The 20,740-nt window shown below is 36.4% G+C and carries 14 protein-coding genes and 1 pseudogene; 8 read left to right on the forward strand and 7 right to left on the reverse strand.

Translation table 11 applies throughout. From position 1 onward, the window contains the following. The first annotated feature begins 530 nt into the window (after positions 1 to 530). Positions 531 to 1,781: a site-specific integrase gene (locus ASG21_RS06590; protein ID WP_056077269.1), complete on the forward strand. Its 1,251-nt coding sequence runs from the start codon at positions 531 to 533 to the stop codon at positions 1,779 to 1,781. 98 nt (positions 1,782 to 1,879) lie between these two features. Here the strand turns inward: ASG21_RS06590 and ASG21_RS06595 are convergent, their stop codons facing one another. The 5 genes and pseudogenes from ASG21_RS06595 to ASG21_RS06615 all read right to left on the reverse strand — a co-directional run bounded on the left by ASG21_RS06595 (position 1,880) and on the right by ASG21_RS06615 (position 5,695). Further along, positions 1,880 to 2,323: a JAB domain-containing protein gene (locus ASG21_RS06595; protein WP_056077272.1), complete on the reverse strand. Its 444-nt coding sequence runs from the start codon at positions 2,321 to 2,323 to the stop codon at positions 1,880 to 1,882. A gap of 607 nt (positions 2,324 to 2,930) precedes the next feature. Beyond that, positions 2,931 to 3,965, reverse strand: a complete 1,035-nt coding sequence (gene arsB / locus ASG21_RS06600; protein WP_056077275.1) for an ACR3 family arsenite efflux transporter — start codon at positions 3,963 to 3,965, stop codon at positions 2,931 to 2,933. Positions 3,966 to 3,979: 14 nt separating this feature from the next. Then, the gene (locus ASG21_RS06605; protein WP_056077279.1) at positions 3,980 to 4,597 is read right to left on the reverse strand and encodes a protein-tyrosine-phosphatase; all 618 of its coding nucleotides are present in this window, start codon (positions 4,595 to 4,597) and stop codon (positions 3,980 to 3,982) included. 210 nt (positions 4,598 to 4,807) lie between these two features. Continuing rightward, positions 4,808 to 5,281 (reverse strand): annotated as a pseudogene (locus ASG21_RS06610) (DUF6428 family protein). Between the two features lie 87 nt (positions 5,282 to 5,368). Then, on the reverse strand, positions 5,369 to 5,695 hold the full coding sequence (locus ASG21_RS06615; RefSeq protein ID WP_056077282.1) for a metalloregulator ArsR/SmtB family transcription factor: 327 nt from the start codon (positions 5,693 to 5,695) through the stop codon (positions 5,369 to 5,371). A 351-nt stretch (positions 5,696 to 6,046) separates the two neighbouring features. Between ASG21_RS06615 and ASG21_RS06620 the strand changes: the two genes are divergently transcribed. The 6 genes from ASG21_RS06620 (at position 6,047) to ASG21_RS06645 (ending at position 16,260) form a co-directional block, all read left to right on the forward strand. Next, entirely contained in the window at positions 6,047 to 6,307 is a 261-nt protein-coding gene (locus tag ASG21_RS06620) for a helix-turn-helix domain-containing protein (protein ID WP_056077284.1), read from the forward strand. 27 nt (positions 6,308 to 6,334) lie between these two features. After that, positions 6,335 to 6,649, forward strand: a complete 315-nt coding sequence (locus ASG21_RS06625) for a helix-turn-helix domain-containing protein (RefSeq protein ID WP_056077287.1) — start codon at positions 6,335 to 6,337, stop codon at positions 6,647 to 6,649. A 75-nt stretch (positions 6,650 to 6,724) separates the two neighbouring features. Then, complete coding sequence (locus ASG21_RS06630) at positions 6,725 to 8,203, forward strand: DUF3945 domain-containing protein (RefSeq protein WP_056077290.1); 1,479 nt, start codon at positions 6,725 to 6,727, stop codon at positions 8,201 to 8,203. 71 nt (positions 8,204 to 8,274) lie between these two features. Next, complete coding sequence (locus ASG21_RS06635; RefSeq protein ID WP_056077293.1) at positions 8,275 to 10,377, forward strand: type IA DNA topoisomerase; 2,103 nt, start codon at positions 8,275 to 8,277, stop codon at positions 10,375 to 10,377. A 41-nt stretch (positions 10,378 to 10,418) separates the two neighbouring features. Beyond that, entirely contained in the window at positions 10,419 to 10,856 is a 438-nt protein-coding gene (locus ASG21_RS06640; RefSeq protein WP_056077296.1) for a DUF1896 family protein, read from the forward strand. Then, positions 10,843 to 16,260, forward strand: a complete 5,418-nt coding sequence (locus ASG21_RS06645; RefSeq protein ID WP_056077300.1) for a helicase-related protein — start codon at positions 10,843 to 10,845, stop codon at positions 16,258 to 16,260. Before ASG21_RS06640 ends, ASG21_RS06645 begins: the two co-directional genes overlap by 14 nt. A 107-nt stretch (positions 16,261 to 16,367) precedes the next feature. Here ASG21_RS06645 and ASG21_RS06650 read toward each other — a convergent pair whose 3' ends face one another. Together ASG21_RS06650 and ASG21_RS20675 are read right to left on the reverse strand one after the other, a co-directional pair. Beyond that, entirely contained in the window at positions 16,368 to 17,504 is a 1,137-nt protein-coding gene (locus tag ASG21_RS06650) for a 1-acyl-sn-glycerol-3-phosphate acyltransferase (protein WP_056082206.1), read from the reverse strand. A 186-nt stretch (positions 17,505 to 17,690) separates the two neighbouring features. Further along, complete coding sequence (locus tag ASG21_RS20675) at positions 17,691 to 17,822, reverse strand: hypothetical protein (RefSeq protein WP_277814172.1); 132 nt, start codon at positions 17,820 to 17,822, stop codon at positions 17,691 to 17,693. A gap of 864 nt (positions 17,823 to 18,686) precedes the next feature. On the opposite strand from ASG21_RS20675, the gene ASG21_RS06655 reads away from it, so the two are divergent. Continuing rightward, positions 18,687 to 20,018 carry a Gfo/Idh/MocA family oxidoreductase gene (locus tag ASG21_RS06655; RefSeq protein WP_056077302.1) on the forward strand — a complete coding sequence of 444 codons (1,332 nt, stop codon included), beginning with the start codon at positions 18,687 to 18,689 and terminating at the stop codon, positions 20,016 to 20,018. The last annotated feature ends 722 nt before the right edge of the window (positions 20,019 to 20,740 follow it).

A 20,740-nucleotide genomic window follows, 5' to 3' on the forward strand; every position in this document is an offset into this window, starting at 1 on the left:
GAAGTTTATTCAAATTTCAGCAAAACCCCTTAAAACGAATGTTTTAAGGGGTTTTTTATTTTTAGGTATATCAGTAGAAAGGTAAGAATAAGCAATATAAAGTGGTCTAATTCGGGACCTCTTTTTAAAAAACTAATTTTGGTCCCTCGACATTTATAAAATTTTACTTCCCTTTGAGGTGAGCATATTTTAAAAAAATGACAAAATTTCGCGGGACCAATGTTAAAATTGGTCCCGAATTGAAAAAAATGGGTCCCGAATAGAGGCTGAAATTTGTACTATTTCTGATGCTAATTTTAAAATGTTGAGCTTTACTTCTCATTGCCTGGTGATTATTTTGTCTTAATTCACGAAATTCGAGGGACCAATGGTTAAATTGTCCCGAATTAACAAAAAATGGGTCCCGAATGGCGAAAAATAAAGTCATTCATATACTGTGTAATGCCTATAAATAGAAGACTTGTCAGTTATGTAATATTTTGTAGATAAAAAATTAGTGAAAATTAGTTTTAATCTATAATTATTAAGTTATGAGTACGCATTTATCTATTCTTTTCGTTGTGAAAAGATCAAAATTGTCATCAAAAGGGCTCTGTCCTATTCATTTACGTGTGACGTTTGAGGGAAAGAGGCTGGAAATTACCACCGGCAGATTTATAGAACCAGAAAAATGGTGTATTGATTCCGGCAAAGTCAAAGGGAAATCTGCAGAAGTTAGAGAGATTAATACTTATCTCGACATTTTGAGATCCCGGATTTATACCATACAGAAGGATCTTATTCAAGCAGGAGAGATCATATCTACGGAAAAGATCAGAAGTAAGTTTTGTGGTGTGGAAGATAATCAGCGATTATTGCTTATTATTCTAAATGATCATAATGTCAAGATGGAGCAGTTAATAGGCAACGAATATGCGAAGGGAACTTTGGTCCGTTATAAAAGCTGCTACAGACATTTAAAAAATTTTTTGCGGATAAAATATAATTTATCTGATATTGACATTTCCAAAGTCAATCTTGAATTCATCAATAATTTTGAACACTATCTGAGGACAAAGGATGAAAATCCCTGCAGCAATAATTCAGCAGTTAAGTATATTAAAAACCTGAGTAAGGTCATTCGAATTTGTCTTGCGAATGAATGGATTAAAAGAGATCCGCTTGTAGGTTACAAATCAAAATACACAGAAGTCAACAGAAAATTTTTAGATGATGTAGAGTTGCTAAAATTGGAGAATAAAGAATTTAGTATTGAACGTATGAATGTTGTAAGGGATATGTTTGTTTTTAGCTGCTATACAGGCCTTTCATTTGTTGATGCCCGTAATCTTACGGCGGATAATATTGGTGTGGGAATTGACGGTAGAAAATGGATTTTCACTGCTCGCCAAAAAACTAAAATTTCTTCAAACATTCCTTTGTTGGAAAAGGCTGAGAAAATTCTTCTCAAATATGAAGATTATCCAAGAGGTGGACATAGAGCTTCAAAATTATTGCCGATTCCCAGCAATCAGAAAATGAATGCTTATCTCAAAGAAGTAGCTGATCTCTGTGGAATCTCTAAAGAGCTGACATTCCATATTGCGAGGCATACATTCGCTACAACGGTAACTCTATCAAATGGAGTATCCATTGAAAGTGTAAGTAAAATGTTAGGGCATAAAAGTATAAAGACAACCCAGATTTATGCGAAGATCATGGATAGAAAGGTCAGTGACGAGATGGAATCATTAGGTGATTTACTTAATAAGCGGGAAATTTCTTTAAAAGATAAATTGTAAAAATTACATACACATATAATTTCTGTTTCTTCGTGCTTAACCTTTTGCGCTTAGGCACGAAGAAACCCGAAATTTTCGGGTTCCAACTTTTTAATATTTTAAATTATTCCATCATCCGCAAAAGAAAAATGAGAATCTGAGGTCAGAATAAAATGATCCAGCAAATTCATACTCAAAACTTTTGCAGCCTCCTTAATCTGTGTAGTCATTTTAATATCACACCCAGAAGGCTTTAAATTTCCTGAAGGGTGATTGTGCGCAACAATAATCCCGGAAGCATTACAAAGAAGTGCAGCCTGCATAATTATTCTGACATCCACTAAAGTCGAAGAAATCCCACATTCTGATATTTTCTTAATGCCCAAAACCTTATTCGCCTGATTCAGATACAGTGCATAGAAAGATTCCCGGTAATCTATTTCTTCAGCATCGAAATGCGCCCTGAAAATATTTACTGCATCCACTGACGATGAAACAGACCTTTCACAATTTCCCTTTCTTGAGTAGCTCAACTTGATTTCATTTACAATATTGAATTTCATCTTTTTCGCTCCGGGTACGGCGGAGACCTGTCTTTCCCGTACCTGACATTAAAAAACCTGTAGATTGCAGATTGAAGGAAATTTTGACTTTTTCTATTCTTTACTGAGTTTGAAACTAGATGAACTCATTTATAAACGAAGGAATAATTATGATCAAAATTTCAATGAACTGCATTTGCATCTTGTGAGGTTTCTGACTTTTCTATGCGGATTATCATTCAGGCAGGCACAAGGAAAACTGCAATCAATTCCTTGAAAGCAATGAGAAAGAAAATTGATGAAAGCTTGAAATGTTTTTGTGGAGGGTTTGGAATCTCTGATTTCGGATACCCAAAAAGATTTTTTTCAGCAGGGACAACGGGAATATATTTGCTATAGAAAATCAATAAGCATAACGAGAAAAAATTCTTGTTTAATGTTTGATCATTGGATATTATAAAATAATTAATGCTCAATAGCTATCTAATCTTTATTGAATAGCAATAAGATAATAAAAAACTTATTTATTTACCAGTGGTGTTAAGATATCAACATCTGAAATAATAAGCTTCAGTACTTTGTTCTAAATTAAACTAAACGGATTTTTAAGAAACATTGTTTTCAGTTTTCATAAGACATAGTATTTTTTCTTCATCCAAAGACTTGCCCGTACAAGCAATATTAAGACGGGAACTTCTACCAAAGGACCAATTACTCCTACGAAGGCCTGATCTGAATTGATACCAAAAACAGAAATTGCTACAGCTATTGCCAGTTCAAAATTGTTACCTGTAGCTGTAAATGCGATAGATGCATTTTTATCATATGGTACTTTCATCGACCAATTGATAACGAAACTGACAAAGAACATCATTATGAAATACACTACGAGCGGTATAGTAATTTTAATAACCTCCATCGGCAGTTCTACTATTTTTTCACCTTTTAGACTGAACATTAAGATAATAGTAAATAATAAAGAATACAGGGTAAAAGGTGAGATTGCCGGTATAAATTTTCTTTTGTACCACTCAATACCTTTTGATTTGACTAAGAGATATCGGCTTAAAAAACCAGATAGAAACTGGATACCCAAATATATAATAACACTCTTTGTAACATCTTTGATAGATACACTTATATCAAAATTCCCCAGGCCTAATTTTCCAGGTATAATGTTTATGAATAACCAGAAAGAAAAACTGTAGGTGAATATCTGAAAAATACTGTTTAAAGCGACTAATAAGGCAGCATATTCTCTGTTTCCTTTGGCGAGATCGTTCCATACAATAACCATTGCAATACATCTTGCCAAACCGATGAGGATCAATCCAATCATATAATCCGGCTCACTTCGTAAGAAAATAACAGCAAGCACGAACATCAATATGGGACCAATGATCCAATTTAACAACAGTGATATGCTTATTACCTTTACATCTTTAAATAAAGTTGGCAATAACGAATAATCAACCTTTGCAAGTGGTGGATACATCATCAAAATCAGTCCAATAGCCAATGGAATATTTGTTGCTCCGACAGAAAGCGTATTTGTGATCTCTGTTATGTCAGGATATATGTATCCCAAACCCACTCCAAATGCCATTGCAAGAAATATCCATAAAGTCAGGTATCTATCGATAAATTTTAGCTTCGGTTGCATATTTTAGAATTTATTTAATACAGTAATTTTACTTTAGAAAAAACAAAGAACATTTCTACAGCAATCTGTAGACTTCTTTCTGTATAAATTTGAGTCTGTTCAGGAGTGTGGTCAGATGCCTTTGGGTCATCATATTTAATAGGGAACCTTGCTTCTGCTCCAATGACTAAGGGGCAGCCTTTATCAGCATTATTACAGGTCATAATCGCAACAAATTCTTTATTTGGATTAAATTTATTGCTGTATTCTTTTGAAAAGCATATGATTGGAGCTTCGTTGTCTGCATACTTTATGGCGTAGAGAGGATTCGTAGTTTCACTCAACATCTGGAACTGAAAACCCTGACGCACCAGTGTCTCAGTTACTTTTGGAAATATTGCAGTCGCCTCTGTTCCGCCAGAATAACAGAATACATTTTTAATATTAAAGTGATAAGCCATTGTTTGCGCCCAAATCTGCGACAGGTGGCTTCGTCGGCTGTTATGTGTACAGATAAAGCTCAGTCTGATAGTTTTATCTGCGTCCAGTTTGTTTTGGATGTATTCTGCTAATTGCTGCAAAACAGTTTTTCTTTCTACTGTAATAGAGTCCAATGAAAGTGATGATATGGTATCTAAAATAGTTTTGTTCATATTGTTCGTATTTTATTTACATAATGTTCTACAAGACAGCTGTCACTCATCCACGTCAGTAATTTTTTATGAGCTATGCAAATCTACCTGCTGGACAGATCATAAATAGATTCCGGAATACGGCTTATGGCAACTTAACTTTTCTAAATAATAATTCAGGTAAAGATTTTCCCATTTCTTTTTTATCTAATGTCTTAATCTAGAACTGGTTTAACAGCAATCTCCGCCCGGTGAATACGTACTGGCTTTAGTAACAGGTAGCTGTATCAGATTCTTCTGAATTTTTCCCGAAGGAATTCCGCAAGCATCCTGAGCAAGACAAGCAGTTGTCTGACATTTAAGAACAAAAGTTTTCCCGTTGAAATCCAGGTCATATTTGCCAATGGTATCGCTTTGATATTCCACTTCGATCTCATTGTTTTCAATTCCTAACATTTCTTCAGAAAGTTTGATGATATTCAACAGTTTTCCAGGTTTCAAACGATGCTCATAGTCGTCTCCATTCCATAACTGAAAATTCACTGCTGATTTCTCTCAAACGACTCCGCCACAATCAATAAATTTTTTACTGGTCTGCCCTACTTCTGTAACATGAAAATGCTCAGGCACAAAAGTCCCGTCTTCCAATTGAAACTCTACATTCTCCAATGTTATTAAAATCTCTTTTATTTGTTCTAGTGTCATATAATTTGATTTAAAATGTTTTTATTCTAATAGTCAAAAGTTATTGTAATAATGCAATATTACGATATACTGGAAGAAAAAAATGCGTTAGCAGCATTTCTGATTGGTAACTGTACTTATAATTTTTGAAAAATACTCTTTTAATATTTCAAAAGTATTTTCATCGATACAGTAGCATACTGAGTTACCTTCGATGGTACCTTTTATCAAACCTGCATTTTTCAGTTCTTTCAGATGCTGGGATATTGTGGGTTGTGCCAAAGGTAATTCATTTACGATCTCTCCGGTGATACAAGTATTTACCTTGAGCAGATAGTCAATAATTGCAACTCTGGCAGGGTGTCCTAATGCTTTTGTTATTATTGCTATTTTATTTTGTTGATCTGTAAAGTGATCCGTCTTTGTAGCTCCCATATTGAAATTATATTGCAATATTACGATATTTATACTTAGCGAAAATTTTTTCAATAGTTTTTTAACGATCAGTAAAAAATCGTGATATTTCAATACGTTAATCTTTCACAGTAATTATCTGATTAAGAATATCAATAACAAATAGGGTAAAATCAAAGATTCTTTAAGTGCAAAACGAACAAGAAATCTTTCTACCACGTGAACCATGCATCAGATAGCATTTCTCGTACAGCACGAATCTTTTAACCTATAATCTTTTAAAATTTTCAATAAAATCTTTCGGTACTCCGAAGAGATAGTGATTTTTTGTGCCGGCTATTGCTAAACTTTGCTTTAACAAAATTTATAAAAATGGTCACATTATCCCTACTCACCAAAGAAGATCTTCAGGACTTTAAGAAAGAGCTCCTGCAGGAAATTACCACTCTGTTTGAAAACAAAGGCGGTACACAAAAAAAATGGCTCAGAACGTCAGAAGTTAAAAAGTTGTTGAATGTCTCATCCGGTACTTTACAAAACCACAGGATTAACGGAACGCTCACATATAAAAAGCTAGGGGGCAGTCTGTATTACAGTTATGATGAAATCCAAAAATTAATGCAGTCAGAATAATTGCAATCAATCTAAAAACCTACAATTATGCACATCGAAAGATCAGAATTTATTGCGTGGATGGAAAGAATTATGGAACGATTTGATATCCTGAAAGATTCCATTGTTAGAAAGCAGCTACAAAGTACAGAAATCGACGGAGAACAATTACTCGATAACCAGGATGTTTTGCAGCTCTTGAGAATCAGTTCCAGATCACTGCAAAGATACCGGTCAGATAAAAAGCTGCCCTACTACAAGATCAGTGGGAAGCTTTACTATAAGAAGTCAGACGTTGAACAGTTTATCCGAAATAACTTCCACAGTGGGCTTCGGATTACAGGGAAAGATAATGACAAGTAATTCCTCTCGCTCTCAAAGATCAAACAATCAGTTAAAAGATAAATATTTTCGTATTCACATTTAAATACTACAGTAATGAGCGAAACCAATAGAAGAGAAATTCCTGAGTTCGAAGAACTGTCTGATATTTTACTGGTTCACAATAAGAAAAGAATGAAGATTGAGGCTGTGACAGGAATCGATAATAAAGGCAATTTAAAAACAGTGGCTCCTACCAAAAGAAATCAAAACCAGTTTATGAGGGTTGATAAATCGGGTGACCTGTTTTCTAATTTCTTTTCCAACTTTTTCAGCCAGTTAAAAAATCCTACTCAATTCTCTTTTTTTAAAGTTCCGGCTTCAGACGCAGAAACCGAAGCCAAAGAACTGCAGGAAAAAGTAGATAAGCCTACTAAGGAAAACCAAGAACAACTTGAGTCTACAGAAGTACAATTACCAAAAACAGATAAAACAGAAAAAACAATTGAAATGGAAGCAAAAGAGCCAACCACACAAAACAATGAGTACCGATATAATCCTGAAAAGATTGATTGGGAGACGATGTCCAATCTGGGTCTCAGTAAAGAAAGACTGGAAAAACTAAATATTTTAGATCCACTACTCAAAGGCTACAAAACCAATGATTTAATTTCGATCAGTCTCAACTTTGAGGGTGCAGTCACCAAATTGGATGCCCGACTTTCGCTTCAGCAAAATGAAGAAGGAAAAGTGACTATGGCGATTCACGGTATCAGAAAGGAGCCACAGCTTAATTTCCCATTTTTCGGACATCAATTTACTGAGGACGATAAGAAAAACCTGTTAACAACTGGAAATATGGGTCGTGTCGTGGAATTGAAACATTTTAAAACAGGCGAACCCATACCTTCCATTATCAGTGTAGACCGACTCACCAATGAGTTGATTGCTTTAAAAACCCAATACATTAAAATTCCTGACGAACTTAAAGGAGTTACGCTGGATGATCAGCAGAAACAGACTTTGCTTGAAGGAAAGCCGCTCTACATAGAAGGAATGATTTCTAAAAACGGAGAACCTTTTAATGCGACTGTTCAGTTCAATGCCGACAAGAGATACGTAGAATTTCTTTTTGACAGAATCCAGGACAAACGTCAGTCTTATACAGAAACTCAAGATCAAAAACAAGATCAAAAACAAGATCAAAAACAATCTCCTAGCAAAAATGTAGAGGCACCTAAAAATTTCAGAGGAAAAGATCTTGATCAGGAACAGTACAGCAAATTCAAAGCAGGAGAGACAGTATACGTAAGCGGATTAACAGACAGTAAAGGAAAAGAATACCAGGGATATATCACCTTTAATCAGGAAACTTCGAAAACAGAGTTTTCATTCACCAATCCTAACCAATTGAGAGAAAAAGCCTCACCTTCTGAAGATCACAAAACACAGACTGCGGTAAATTCTGGGGGCAAAACGAATGAAGCAACCAAAAATATCAAAGAACCGCTACAGCCAAAACAGAAAGAACCTGCGAATAAACAGCAGGATGATCAGCAGAAAAAACCAACCCGGTCAAAGGGGCGAAGGGTATAAGAAAAATAGATGTCTACTCTTCCAATCATTTTATCATTTCATCAAAATCACAAGTACGAATCGTTATTATTATGAAAGCAATTATCGCAGAAAAACCCAGCGTTGCGAGAGAAATCGCCCAGCTTCTCAATGTCAAAGAACAAAAAAACGGTTATCTGACGGGAAATGGCTACTGTATTACATGGGCATTGGGACATCTTGTCTCACTGGCCATGCCAGAAGATTATAGTATTCCCTCTTTTCACAGAGAATCTTTACCCTTAATTCCCCATCCTTTCCAGCTTACCCGAAAGAAGATTAAAAAAGGAAAATCTTACCCACCTGACCCAATGGCAGCAAAACAGCTTAAGATTATTAAAGAAGTCTTTGAAAAGTGTAGTAGTATTATTGTAGCGACCGATGCAGGACGGGAGGGAGAGTTGATTTTCAGATATATCTATGATTATCTGAAATGTAAAAAACCGTTTGAAAGACTTTGGATCAGTTCACTGACAGAAAAAGCAATTGCTGCAGGATTCCAGAAATTAAAGCCTGGAAAGGATTTCGACGGATTGTACAGCGCAGGAAAGGCAAGAAATGAAGCGGATTGGCTGGTAGGGATTAATGCTTCACAGGCTTTGACTATTTTAGCAGGCAACGGACTTTATTCTTTAGGCAGAGTTCAAACCCCGACACTTGCATTGATCTGCAAAAGATTCCGGGAACATCAGAATTTTATCGCTAAAAGATACTGGCAGATTCAATTGAAACATCGAAAAAGTTTTATTGACTTTAAGAGTGATTCATCGGATCACTGGGAAGATAAAAAATCAGCTGAACAAATTTTTAAATCCATTGAGCGGGAAGGAAAGGCTGAGGTTGTGGATGTACAGAAGAAAACAATTTCAGAATCTGCCCCTTTGCTTTTTGGCCTTACTGCTTTACAAAAAGAAGCGAACCGCAAATTTAGTTTTTCAGCGGATGAGACTTTACAGATTGCTCAAAGTCTTTACGAGAAGAAATTCATCACCTATCCAAGAACCGGAAGCCGGTATATTCCTGAAGATGTATGGTTAGAAGTTCCTGAACTCGTAAGATGTCTGAGGAATCATGAGAAATTTAAAAAAGCATCTTCCATGCTCCATTTTGGAAATTTTAACAAAAAGATTGTAAATGATGCTAAAGTTACAGATCATCACGGGTTATTGATAACCGGTAAAATACCTTCATCATTATCCGCACAGGAAAATGCAGTATACGACCTGATTGCTTTCAACCTTTTGGAAACCTTATCTAATGACTGTATCAAAGAGCAGCACTGCATAATCTTAAAAGTACATCATTATGAGTTCCATTCAAAAGCTATAAAAATACAGCAAAGGGGCTGGCGCTCCGTGAAAGGAATCCTGTCACCAGAAGCAAACGACAATACTGAAGAAATCCTTTTTGAATTCCCGGATGTCAAAACCGGAGATGATTTAAAAATTTCTCATTTAGAAATTCAGGAAAAATCGACTCAGCCGGCAAAACTCTTCACGGAAGCAGATGTATTATCGGCGATGGAACATGCAAGAAAACATATCGATAATGAAGAACAGCAAAAAGTTATACAAAATTTTGGAATAGGTACCCCTGCAACAAGAGCATCAATCATTGAAACCTTGCTAAAAAGAGATTATATCCAGCGCCAAAAAAAGAAAATTATACCTACTCAAAAAGGGTTGCACATTTATGAACTGGTTAAAGATAAAAAGATTGCGAACGTCGAGATGACTGCTGAGTGGGAGATGGCACTTTATGAAATTGAGAGAGGACAAATGGATGCGGAACACTTCCTCAATAATATTAAAGAATATACTTCTCAGATCACTGCTGAACTTTTATCACTGCTCATTCCGAAAGAAGAAGTTCCCAAACTCACCTGTCCAAAATGTAGAAGTCACGAATTAATTATTAATGATAAAGTATTTAAATGCCCTGATGAAAAATGTTTATGGATTCAGTTCCGCCGGATATGCGGTATTCAGCTTTCTGTCAATGATATCTCCCTGCTGATTGAAAAAGGAAGGACTGCTCTCATTAAAAATATGATAAGTAAGGCAGGAAAAACGTTTGAAGCATTTATTGTTCTGGGATCTGACCTCACAACAAGATTTGAATTTCCGAAAAAAAAAGATTTAGATAAGATTCCATAATTCTACACATTTCACTGACTTATCTTTTAAATACCGCCGTCATGAACAAACAAAAACCAGATTTATCCTACTTTGCTTTACGACTGAAAGAGTTTCTGTCTGTAAGCTTTCCCGAGAAGGCAGATGATTTCAAATTCATCACTATGCGATCAAAACTTGCAGAAAGCGCATATGAAAATGCTTTTAAAGAAGGTCATTCTATTTCATATTGCACTGAGGTTTCAGAATCTATTTTATTTGAAGAATTAATTTTCTCGAAATATGATCTCCTTTTTAAAGTGATCTGCAATGAATTCAGTCTGGTAATAGATGATGAGGATATCCGACCATTAGCACTACAGATGTTGTCCGAATGCGAATCTGTTTTTTCAGGATATGATTTTAATGAAAATTTTGAGGACAGCTCAGATTATGATGTACTGTATACAGAACTGACCGGAAGTATACAAATTTGGATTGAGGATCATGGGCTTCAATAAACATCGTCATTTAGAGGACAATCTGGAAGCTTTGCGTCTGGTTTTTAGCTTGGAGAAGGAAAAACGCAGAGCAACAGCATCTGAAGTTGAAGTTTTAAAACGATACTCAGGTTTTGGAGGGTTAAAATTCGTGCTTAATTCTGCTACCACGAAAGATGCTGAAAGATATTGGACGAAATCAGAGCTTCCTTTTTTACCACTCACAAAAAGCCTTCATCAACTTCTGCAGGACTATTCAATCAATGAAAAGGAATATATCCGCCTCGTAAACAGTCTGCGAAATTCTGTTTTGACAGCTTTTTATACTCCTCCTCAATTGATCAATAGTATTGCTGATATTATACACGGTGAAGGAATTTTATTTCAAAAATTTTTAGAACCCTCAGCAGGTACCGGTGCTTTTATCAGGTCCTTTACAGCTAACTATGACACTGATCCATTTTCTCAATCTGGCACGATCCCTTTAAACCATTCTCTAAAAATTACTGCTTACGAAAAAGATATCCTGACAGGTAAGATTTTGAAACTACTTTACCCTGAAAGTCAGATTAACATAGCAGGTTTTGAAGACATACCAGAGCATCATCAGGAAACTTTTGATCTTGTAGCCAGCAATATTCCTTTTGGGGACAACTCTGTATTTGACCTGTCCTATTCTAGAGGTCGGGATTCAGCTCGTGCACAGTCAGCAAGAGCAATTCATAATTATTTTTTCATGAAGGGTTCTGACATGTTACGAGATGGAGGACTCCAAATATACATCACCTCGCAAGGTGTACTGAACAGTCCAAAAAATGAATTGATACGGGCAGCATTAATGAGAGAAAATAATCTGATTTCAGCAATTCGGCTGTCCAATAACTTATTCAGTGATCATTCAGGAACTGACGTAGGCACCGATTTGGTTATACTTCAGAAGAATAAACAAAAAACACAGCTTTCCGACTTTGAAACGCTTTTCGTGCATAGTCAAACCACCTCAGAAAATGGTTCGGTCAACGCCCTTTTTCAGGATCGAAAACGTGTTGTTCATACATCCTTCAAGGAGGGTACGGATATGTACGGAAAGCCAGCCATAGTTTATCAGCATGCTGGTGGACTGGAAGGCATTTCCAATGATGTAAAGAATATTCTTACTGGGGACTTATCAATCAACTTTGATAGGAAATTATATGATTCCATCCTTAAGATCAATTCTTATCATCAAATAAAAACTGAGACTTCGAAATTCAGCAACGAAATGTATGCAAGTTCAACGCCGTTAAAAACTTCTTCCACCCCGGCTGATAAGTCACTCACTGATGTTCAGTTGAGTCTGTTCACGTGGTTTGAGTCAGAAGAAGCCCCGACATCTGCAAACCTAATTACCGAAGAAAAGAAGAACCAATTACAAAACAAAAAAACAGCTGTTAACAGTGCAGATATCAACCGATCAGACAAAAGGAGAAGGGGTTATCATGCTACAAAACAGCTCAACTTATTCAACCTGCCCATTGAGCTTGACATCAAGAAAGAAAACGATCAGGATCTTTTTATAAATCAGGAAGCTGCTAATAAAAGCTTTACTCAGCTACAAGATTCAGAAAACTTCGAACCGCATGAATTTACAGAAAAACTGCATCCCTTTTACCGAAATGACTGTCTAGTGATAACTGACGACAAAGTCGGATATCTTAAAGGTTTCAATAGCGGGAATAGCACAGTCTATTTTCATCCGTTACAACTTCCAATAAAACAAAAATTGAGAACTGAGCAATATATCAAAGTTCGCGATGCTTACTATCAGTTGTATCAGCGAGAATACGAGACGCAGGTTGAGCACAAAGAACTAAGGGATATTTTCAATTCGCATTATGATGATTTTATCAGACAATTCGGTCATTTAAATACAGCTGAAAATATCAAATTAATTAAGACCGACAGTGCGGGAAAAGAAGTTCCTTACCTGGAGAGAGCAGTTGGTGGAATAGTACATAAAGCAGACCTATTCTACAGACCTGTTTCTTTTTCAGAGATACAGACCACCGTAGAAAATCCGGACGAAGCGCTGGCTGCATCATTGAACAAAACCGGAACTGTAGATCTCGATTTTATGTCTCAAATCAGCGGGTTTAGTAATGAACACCTCAAAGACTCTTTGAAAGAGCGGTTATTTTTAAATCCTCTGACAAAAGAATATGAGATTGCCGAGCGTTGGATTTCAGGAAATGTGATAGAAAAAACATTAGAAATTGAAAAATATGTCTCCAATCATCCGAAGGACAGCGAGGCGAAACGAAGTTTAGAAGTTTTAAAGGATGCCCATCCCAAAAGAATTGAATTTGAAGAACTGGATTTCAATCTGGGTGAGCGGTGGATTCCTATTGGTATTTACAATCATTTTGCTTCCCATCTTTTTGATACCGAGGTGCGAATTACCTATTCTGAGAGTTCAGATGATTTCTCAGTGAAATGCGATCATAAAAATATAATCATTAATGATAAGTACGCTGTAAAATCTGAAAGCAGGACATTTGACGGTGTTGCACTGCTAAAAAATGCCTTGGTTAATACGACCCCGGATATCACCAAAAAGATTTATGTTGATGATAGGGAAGTAAAAGTTCGTGATATGGAAGCAATACAGATGGCTAATGCAAAGATCGATGAAATCCGTAAAGCTTTTACAGATTATTTATATGCTCAGAACGATGAATTTAAATCCAGGTTAACAGACCAGTACAACAATACCTTTAATTGTTTTATACGACCACAATATAACGGGAGCCATCAGCAGTTTCCGGGTCTTGACAGAAAAGCATTGGGAATTGACGATCTGTACTCCAGTCAGAAAGATGCGGTATGGATGATCAAGCTTAACGGAGGTGCGATCTGTGACCATGAAGTCGGAGCAGGGAAGACATTGATTATGTGTACTGCAGCCCAGGAGATGAAACGCTTAGGACTTGCCCGTAAACCTATGATTATTGGATTAAAGGCTAATGTTCATGAAATCGCAGAAACCTACCGTACTGCGTACCCGCATGCAAAACTATTGTATCCCGGAAAAGAAGATTTTACTCCCCAAAAAAGGTTGCGCATCTTTGGAGATATCAAAAATAATGACTGGGACTGCATCATTCTTACGCATGACCAGTTTGGAATGATTCCCCAGTCTCCGGAACTGCAAAAAGAGATTTTAGAAAACGAACTTAAAAGCGTTGAACAGAATTTGTCAGCTTTGGAAGCTCAGGGAAGAGAGATCTCCAGAGCCATGCTCAAAGGGGTGCTGGTTAGAAAACAGAATCTGGAAGTCAAATTGAAGACATTAGCCCATGATATTGACAACAGAAAGGACGAAGTGGTTGATTTTAAAATGATGGGCATTGATCATCTGTTGGTTGATGAGAGTCATCGATTCAAAAACCTGATGTTCAATACACGGCACGACCGGGTTGCCGGATTGGGCAATATGCAGGGAAGCCAAAAGGCGATGAACCTGCTTTTTGCAATCCGTACCATACAGGAACGTACCGGAAAAGATATGGGTGCAACGTTTCTTTCGGGTACTACCATCAGCAACTCTTTAACGGAACTGTATTTACTTTTTAAATATCTTCGTCCAAAAGCTCTGGAAAAACAGGGAATCAACTGCTTTGACGCATGGGCAGCCATCTACGCGCGTAAAACCACTGATTATGAATTTTCAGTAGCCAATAATATTGTCCAGAAAGAACGGTTTCGGTATTTCATCAAAGTTCCTGAACTGGCACAGTTCTATTCAGAAATTACAGACTATCGGACTGCAAGGGATATTGGGATAGACAGACCAGAAAAAAATGAAATCCTGCATCATATTCCACCCACTCCCGATCAGGAAAAATTTATCAAAAATTTAATGGAGTTTGCAAAATCCGGCAATGCAGTTCTATTAGGCAGGGAGCCACTCTCACCATCAGAGGAAAAAGCAAAAATGTTGATCGCAACCGACTATGCAAGAAAAATGTCACTGGATATGCGGATGATAAGTGAAGACTATTCAGATCATCCTGACAGTAAAGCTTCTCAGTGTGCAAAAACAATCTCTGACTACTATCATCGGTTCAATGCTCAGAAAGGTACTCAATTTGTGTTTTCAGATCTGGGAACTTACAAACCTCATACATGGAATGTTTATTCAGAGATAAGAAGAAAACTGAAAGATGATTACGGCATCCCACCCGGCGAAATCAAATTTATACAGGAAGCAAAAAACGATAAGCAGAGAAAAGATATTATTAATTCTATGAATGAAGGCAGAGTTCGAATATTATTCGGCTCAACAGATATGCTGGGAACGGGAGTTAACGCTCAAAAAAGAGCAGTAGCCATTCATCATCTTGATACCCCCTGGAGACCCAGCGATCTGGCTCAGAGAGACGGCAGAGCAATACGCAAGGGCAATGAGGTTGCCAAACATTTTGCGGCTAATAAAGTAGATGTAATTATTTATGCTGTGGAAAAATCATTGGACAGCTATAAATTTAATCTTTTGTATAACAAACAACTCTTTATCGATCAGCTTAAGAACAATAGTTTAAATAAACGAACGATTGATGAAGGAAGTATGGATGAAAAATCAGGAATGAACTTTTCGGAATATGTTGCAATATTATCCGGAAATACCGATCTTTTAGAAAAAGCCAAACTGGAAAAGATGATTAATGGTTTAGAAAGTGAAAGGCAATCATTTAATCGTTCCAGGATGAGTTCCAGATGCAAACTCGAAGATCTCTGTGCATCATTGGAAAGTTCCGGCTCAAAATTGCATAGAATGAAAACTGACCGCGACAATCTGCAGAAAAGAATCCAGCATACAGCAGACGGAAATATTGCCAATCCTGTTCAACTGATAGGTCTTCGCAGCAATGCAGATTTAAAATCCATAGGTTTGAAACTAAATGAAATTTCTTCAAAGGCGCGGACGGCAGGGCAGTATCAGGAGATTGGAGATCTCTATGGTTTCAGGTTATTGGTCAAAACAGAAATCTCTGAAAAAGATGGAATTGACATTAAAATCAACCGTTTTTTTATCACTAGTGAAGGCAATATCAAATACTCCCATAATAATGGTCTGATTGCTTCCGATCCCAAACTTGCATCAATGAATTTTCTAAATGCATTGGAAAAACTTCCCGCACTCATCCGGCATGAAGAGAAAAAAGTAATTCAGTTAAATTCCGACATCCCTATTCTTAAAGAGATTGTCAACAGCATTTGGCAGAAAGAAACTTTGTTAACGAATTATAAAAATGACTTATCTATGATAGAACGGAAGATTCAGTTGACCCTGACAGATCATTCAAAAGCTCAAAACTCTGAAGAAACCAGCGAAAAATTACAAAAATTTACTGATACAAAACCACCGAATATTAAAATCAACTAGTTTATACACCTGCACACATCTTACACTTTAAGCAAAAAAAGTATAGGTTTGAACTTGTCTTTTCAGATGATTAAATATTTGATGGTGAGTGTATTGTAAGAAGTAAATTAATGGTTCGGCTTTGCACTAGCTGTCATATTAAGAAGTGGCTTTGCATACATCAGAAGAAAATTATTTTTCAAAGCCGTGTCTGAATTGTCTATCCTGGATTCCAGACGACTCAAAAAAAAGTTTTTTTCTTCCTCAGTGTACTTTAATGAGCTTGATATTTTTCCTTCAAGCAAATCTTTCGCTATAAATTGTGACGGCCAAAGTTTGTAGTTTTTTAAAATTGAGTGATCTATTAATTTTGCTATGGACTGGAGTTGCTGATTTTTATTTTGTGAAGCTGGAAGTAAGTCTAATTCGTGATTAAGAACTTCTCCCGCGTGCAGATGTATTCTCTTTTTCTGTCCCAGGACTCCCTGCAGTATTGATGTAAAGTCTTCGTTATCCGCCTTTATGTATTTTTCATTTTTTGACTCTGCAATTAACTGTGGCATTTTCAGTACATCGGTAGGATCCAACTCGTATGAAATAGATACAGGCACAATTTTCAGTTTTTTAAAGAAGCTGTGAAGTGGTTCTTTTTCTGCGTTCAAAGCCAACATCTTTAATACTCCCGGATTCGTTCGGTCGTCACCGTCTTTGGTGCGCCCTTCCTTCTGGGCAATCCAAACAGAACGGTTATCCTCTTTGAGAAGTTTACAGATATATTGCGAAAGCAACGTTGAACTCTCAAGCTGGCTTCTTACGGGTAAACCTCTCCTTACCAAAAAATTCCGGTTCAGTTTTGCAATTTTCTGAAGAAAATCTTTTTTAACAAGGTTGTCACCTATCGCTGAAGATGTCATTATGCAACCAGAGTCCATCAATGCTAAATTGAGAAGGCATGTATCAAGTACAATATCTCTGTGATTGGAAATGTAGAGGTATGATGTGTTCTTATCTAGTTTCTCAAATCCTGAAGTAGTAAAATCCTCAGAACTTTCTTTTAGTATTTGTCTGATGGTTTTGGATATGAAATGATGCTGAAAATCGTGTACAGTATTTATTTTTTTAAATTCTTCCAGCCAGAAGCATTCTTTAGACTCAGGAAAAGTGAACTGCATTAAGGAATTCATCATCGGATCATCAGCGATAGTTTTTAATGCGTCATTAACTTCACTATCATAATAGGATCTGATTGCATCGAACTGGTTCATTACGTTATTTTTTGGAGTTTGGAATAAGTGAAATTTTTTTTGATAATCTGCCAAGCAAAACGCTGACCAAAAATATTCTATGTGATGGTGAATGTGATGGAGGGAGGAGGAAAAGGAATATCAAAAGTCCGTTCTAAAATTGTAAAAACGGACTATTAACTTTGGGATCAGATAGTGTATTAAACTCTAATCGCCCTTTGTATGCTTATTTTCCTTCAATGAAAGAACATTTTTAGAAGTTTCCTTATTGCTGCTCTGCCGATTATCCGATTTACCCGTGGATTCTGCAACTTTCTCAGGTTCTGCTTTGATTCTCATATTGATAATATTTTAAAATTTGATGTACACACATATAAGTGGTTTAAAAGGATGTCCTTTTAATTCAAGATGGTCTTTCATTAATAGGAAATCAAAAACTTATTGTACTGCAAAATGGAGAAAACGACAAAATATGAACTGACTTAGAAATATAATTTCACATGAATAATTTCTTATATATCAGCAGATTTAAGGTAAAAATTGCTAATTATGACCTTTCCTCCTTCAATTTTTACAAAACCACTTTTCTAAGGTTTTTTTAAACATCTTATAACTTTCTCGACCCATAATATGCCAATGGAAGCAAATTGCTGTCGTGTAAATTTTTTTTCAAGAGAATAAGGTGATTTTTATGTGTTGAAACTTTTGAAATATTTTAGCGTGCCTTTAATTCTTATTTCAACGGAGGGAGATGCAAGATTTTGCATCATGATAAACTTTTGATTTAATGTTTTTAAAATGTACTGAAGAACATCGGATATTGACTGAGGATAAGCACTTAACAATTTAGGGATTTATTCTTAGGCAATTTTGAAATTTCGCATTTGACTTTTGCAGTAAAGTGTTTGATTCTCCATACAGCTAATGCGTAAGTCTATATAGAAAAAACTCATAGCGGAACTTATCAAAACAGCAATTCTTTAAAACCAGTGCAGCATTATCCCTACCAGACTTTAACGGATATAGTGCGTTTGAACAATGAGCTTCATTAATTCGTATAAAGCAATATTGGAGATTTAACAATAAGTTTTTAGCTGTAACTCTGGCATTTATATTGGATTATTGGGAATACTTATACTATATCATATGTCTGTGGTATAGTCTTCATATCCGATATAATTCACCAAGCCAAAAATAAATTTTATGGAATCAACTAAAAAACTTCATGATACGTCAAAGTTGTCACGTAAGGAATTTTTAAATCTGACTGGCAGGTCGCTGGCCGGAGCAGCAGGTGCTATAACCGTTGCACCGCTGTTATCTACATCTGCATATGGTCAGGAACGCAAAGCCGCACTTTCGCCACCGTCCCAGATTCCTTCCGATGTCGATAAGCCAATTGTTCTCGAAGAATGGAAGTCGGATGCTGATCAACAGGCGAATCCCACACCCACTCCATTACCCCAGTCCCGCCGCATCGGTTATGCTGTCGTAGGACTCGGTCATTTAGCTCTGGAAGAAATACTGCCGGCTCTCACCAATTGTAAAAAGTCCAGACTTGCTGCATTGGTAAGCGGTAGCCCTGAGAAATTAAAGAAAGTAGCGGCTCAATATGGTATTGCAGCAGAAAGTTGTTACACTTACCAGACTTTTGATCAGATTAAAAATAATAAGGAGGTAGATGTAATCTACATCGTTTTACCTAATGGTCTTCATAGAGAATATGTAATCAGGGGTGCAAAAACCGGTAAACACATCCTTTGCGAAAAGCCCTTAGCTAATACTTCGGAGGAATGCCGCGAAATGATTTCTGAATGCGATAAAGCACAGGTTAAACTTATGGTTGCTTACCGGATTCATTATCAACCACACAACCGTAAGCTTAGGGAAATACTTCAGAAAAAAGAATTTGATACTCCAAAGTTTGTGGAGGCTCATAATTCTCAAAGCACTGCCAATGCAGATCATTGGCGTCATAAAAAAGCACTCGCAGGTGGAGGTGCACTTCCGGATATCGGCCTCTATTGTCTGAATACAACCAGATTTGTGCTAGGTGAGGAACCAGTGGAAGTATTCGCATATCAATACAGTACTCCCGGTAATCCACTGTTCAGGGAAGTTGAAGAACTGGTGAGCTGGCAAATGCGTTTCCCAAGCGGAGTCATTGCCAGTTGCGCTACCGATTATGATGTGCATGAAAGTCGTCGATACAGAGTTAACTGCCGAAAAGGCTGGATTAATATTGAGCATGCTTATACTTACAAAGGTCAACGACTGACCACATCAAAAGCTGATGGTAAAATGAAACGCAGCGAAGAAATTATGTTAGCTGAAAACAATCAATTCGGTGAGGAAATGGATCATTTTTCAGATTGCATCATAAACAATAAAAAACCGTTTACCCCTGGTGAGGAAGGTCTGCAAGATCATATTATTATGGAGGCTATCTACCAATCAGCAAAAGAAGGTAGACCGGTGAAGATTAACGGTATTGCCTCTGTTAACAACTGGAAAGGCCCAGAGCCGGAATCCTGATAAGACTTAATAACAGTAAACGTGGAAATAAAATATTATTAGATATAATTTATATTTTATTCACATTGATCTGTAGTTTGTAGACATTGAACAGCATCTCAAAGATGCTGTTTATTTCATTATAAGTTTTTTTTACCCTTCACGTAAAGTGATATCTGATAAAAATTTTTTATTTCATCATAATACCATATATCCTGCAGACAAGTGCGAGACCAAAGCGATGAAGTAGCAGTGGCCTGATTATTACCTGAAACATCAAAAGAAAACTGTAAATAAAAAATTTCATTTCGAAAACCGGTTTTTAACGATGTGTAAAATAAAAGTAAACATTATAATACTGTTCAAGAAAGAAATCTAATTTAAACTGACTCTCAAAAGATTTCATACGCCAATGGGGTTTTTTCAAGTTGTTTAAGAGGTAATTCTGCAGGGATTTTTGTAAAATATGCCCAAATACAGACGTTTAATAAAAAAACACTCGCTTGAGTGCTCATGATTTATGTAAGTTGCAATTTTACGTTTTAGAAGTCATCAGATCCGCCTTTGTTGACCTTGATCACTTTATAGAAACCAGGCTCAAGATCACCGGTTTCAAAGGATTTATGTTATTGTCTAAAAGACTTTGATAACAAGTTACACATTCAAAAGATTCTCCAACACTTGTCTCTTTTCCTGCAACTACGGGCACATAGTAGTAAATGTAATGGCATTTTTTTTTTTTT

The organism is Chryseobacterium sp. Leaf394 (assembly GCF_001424105.1).
GTDB lineage: Bacteria > Bacteroidota > Bacteroidia > Flavobacteriales > Weeksellaceae > Chryseobacterium.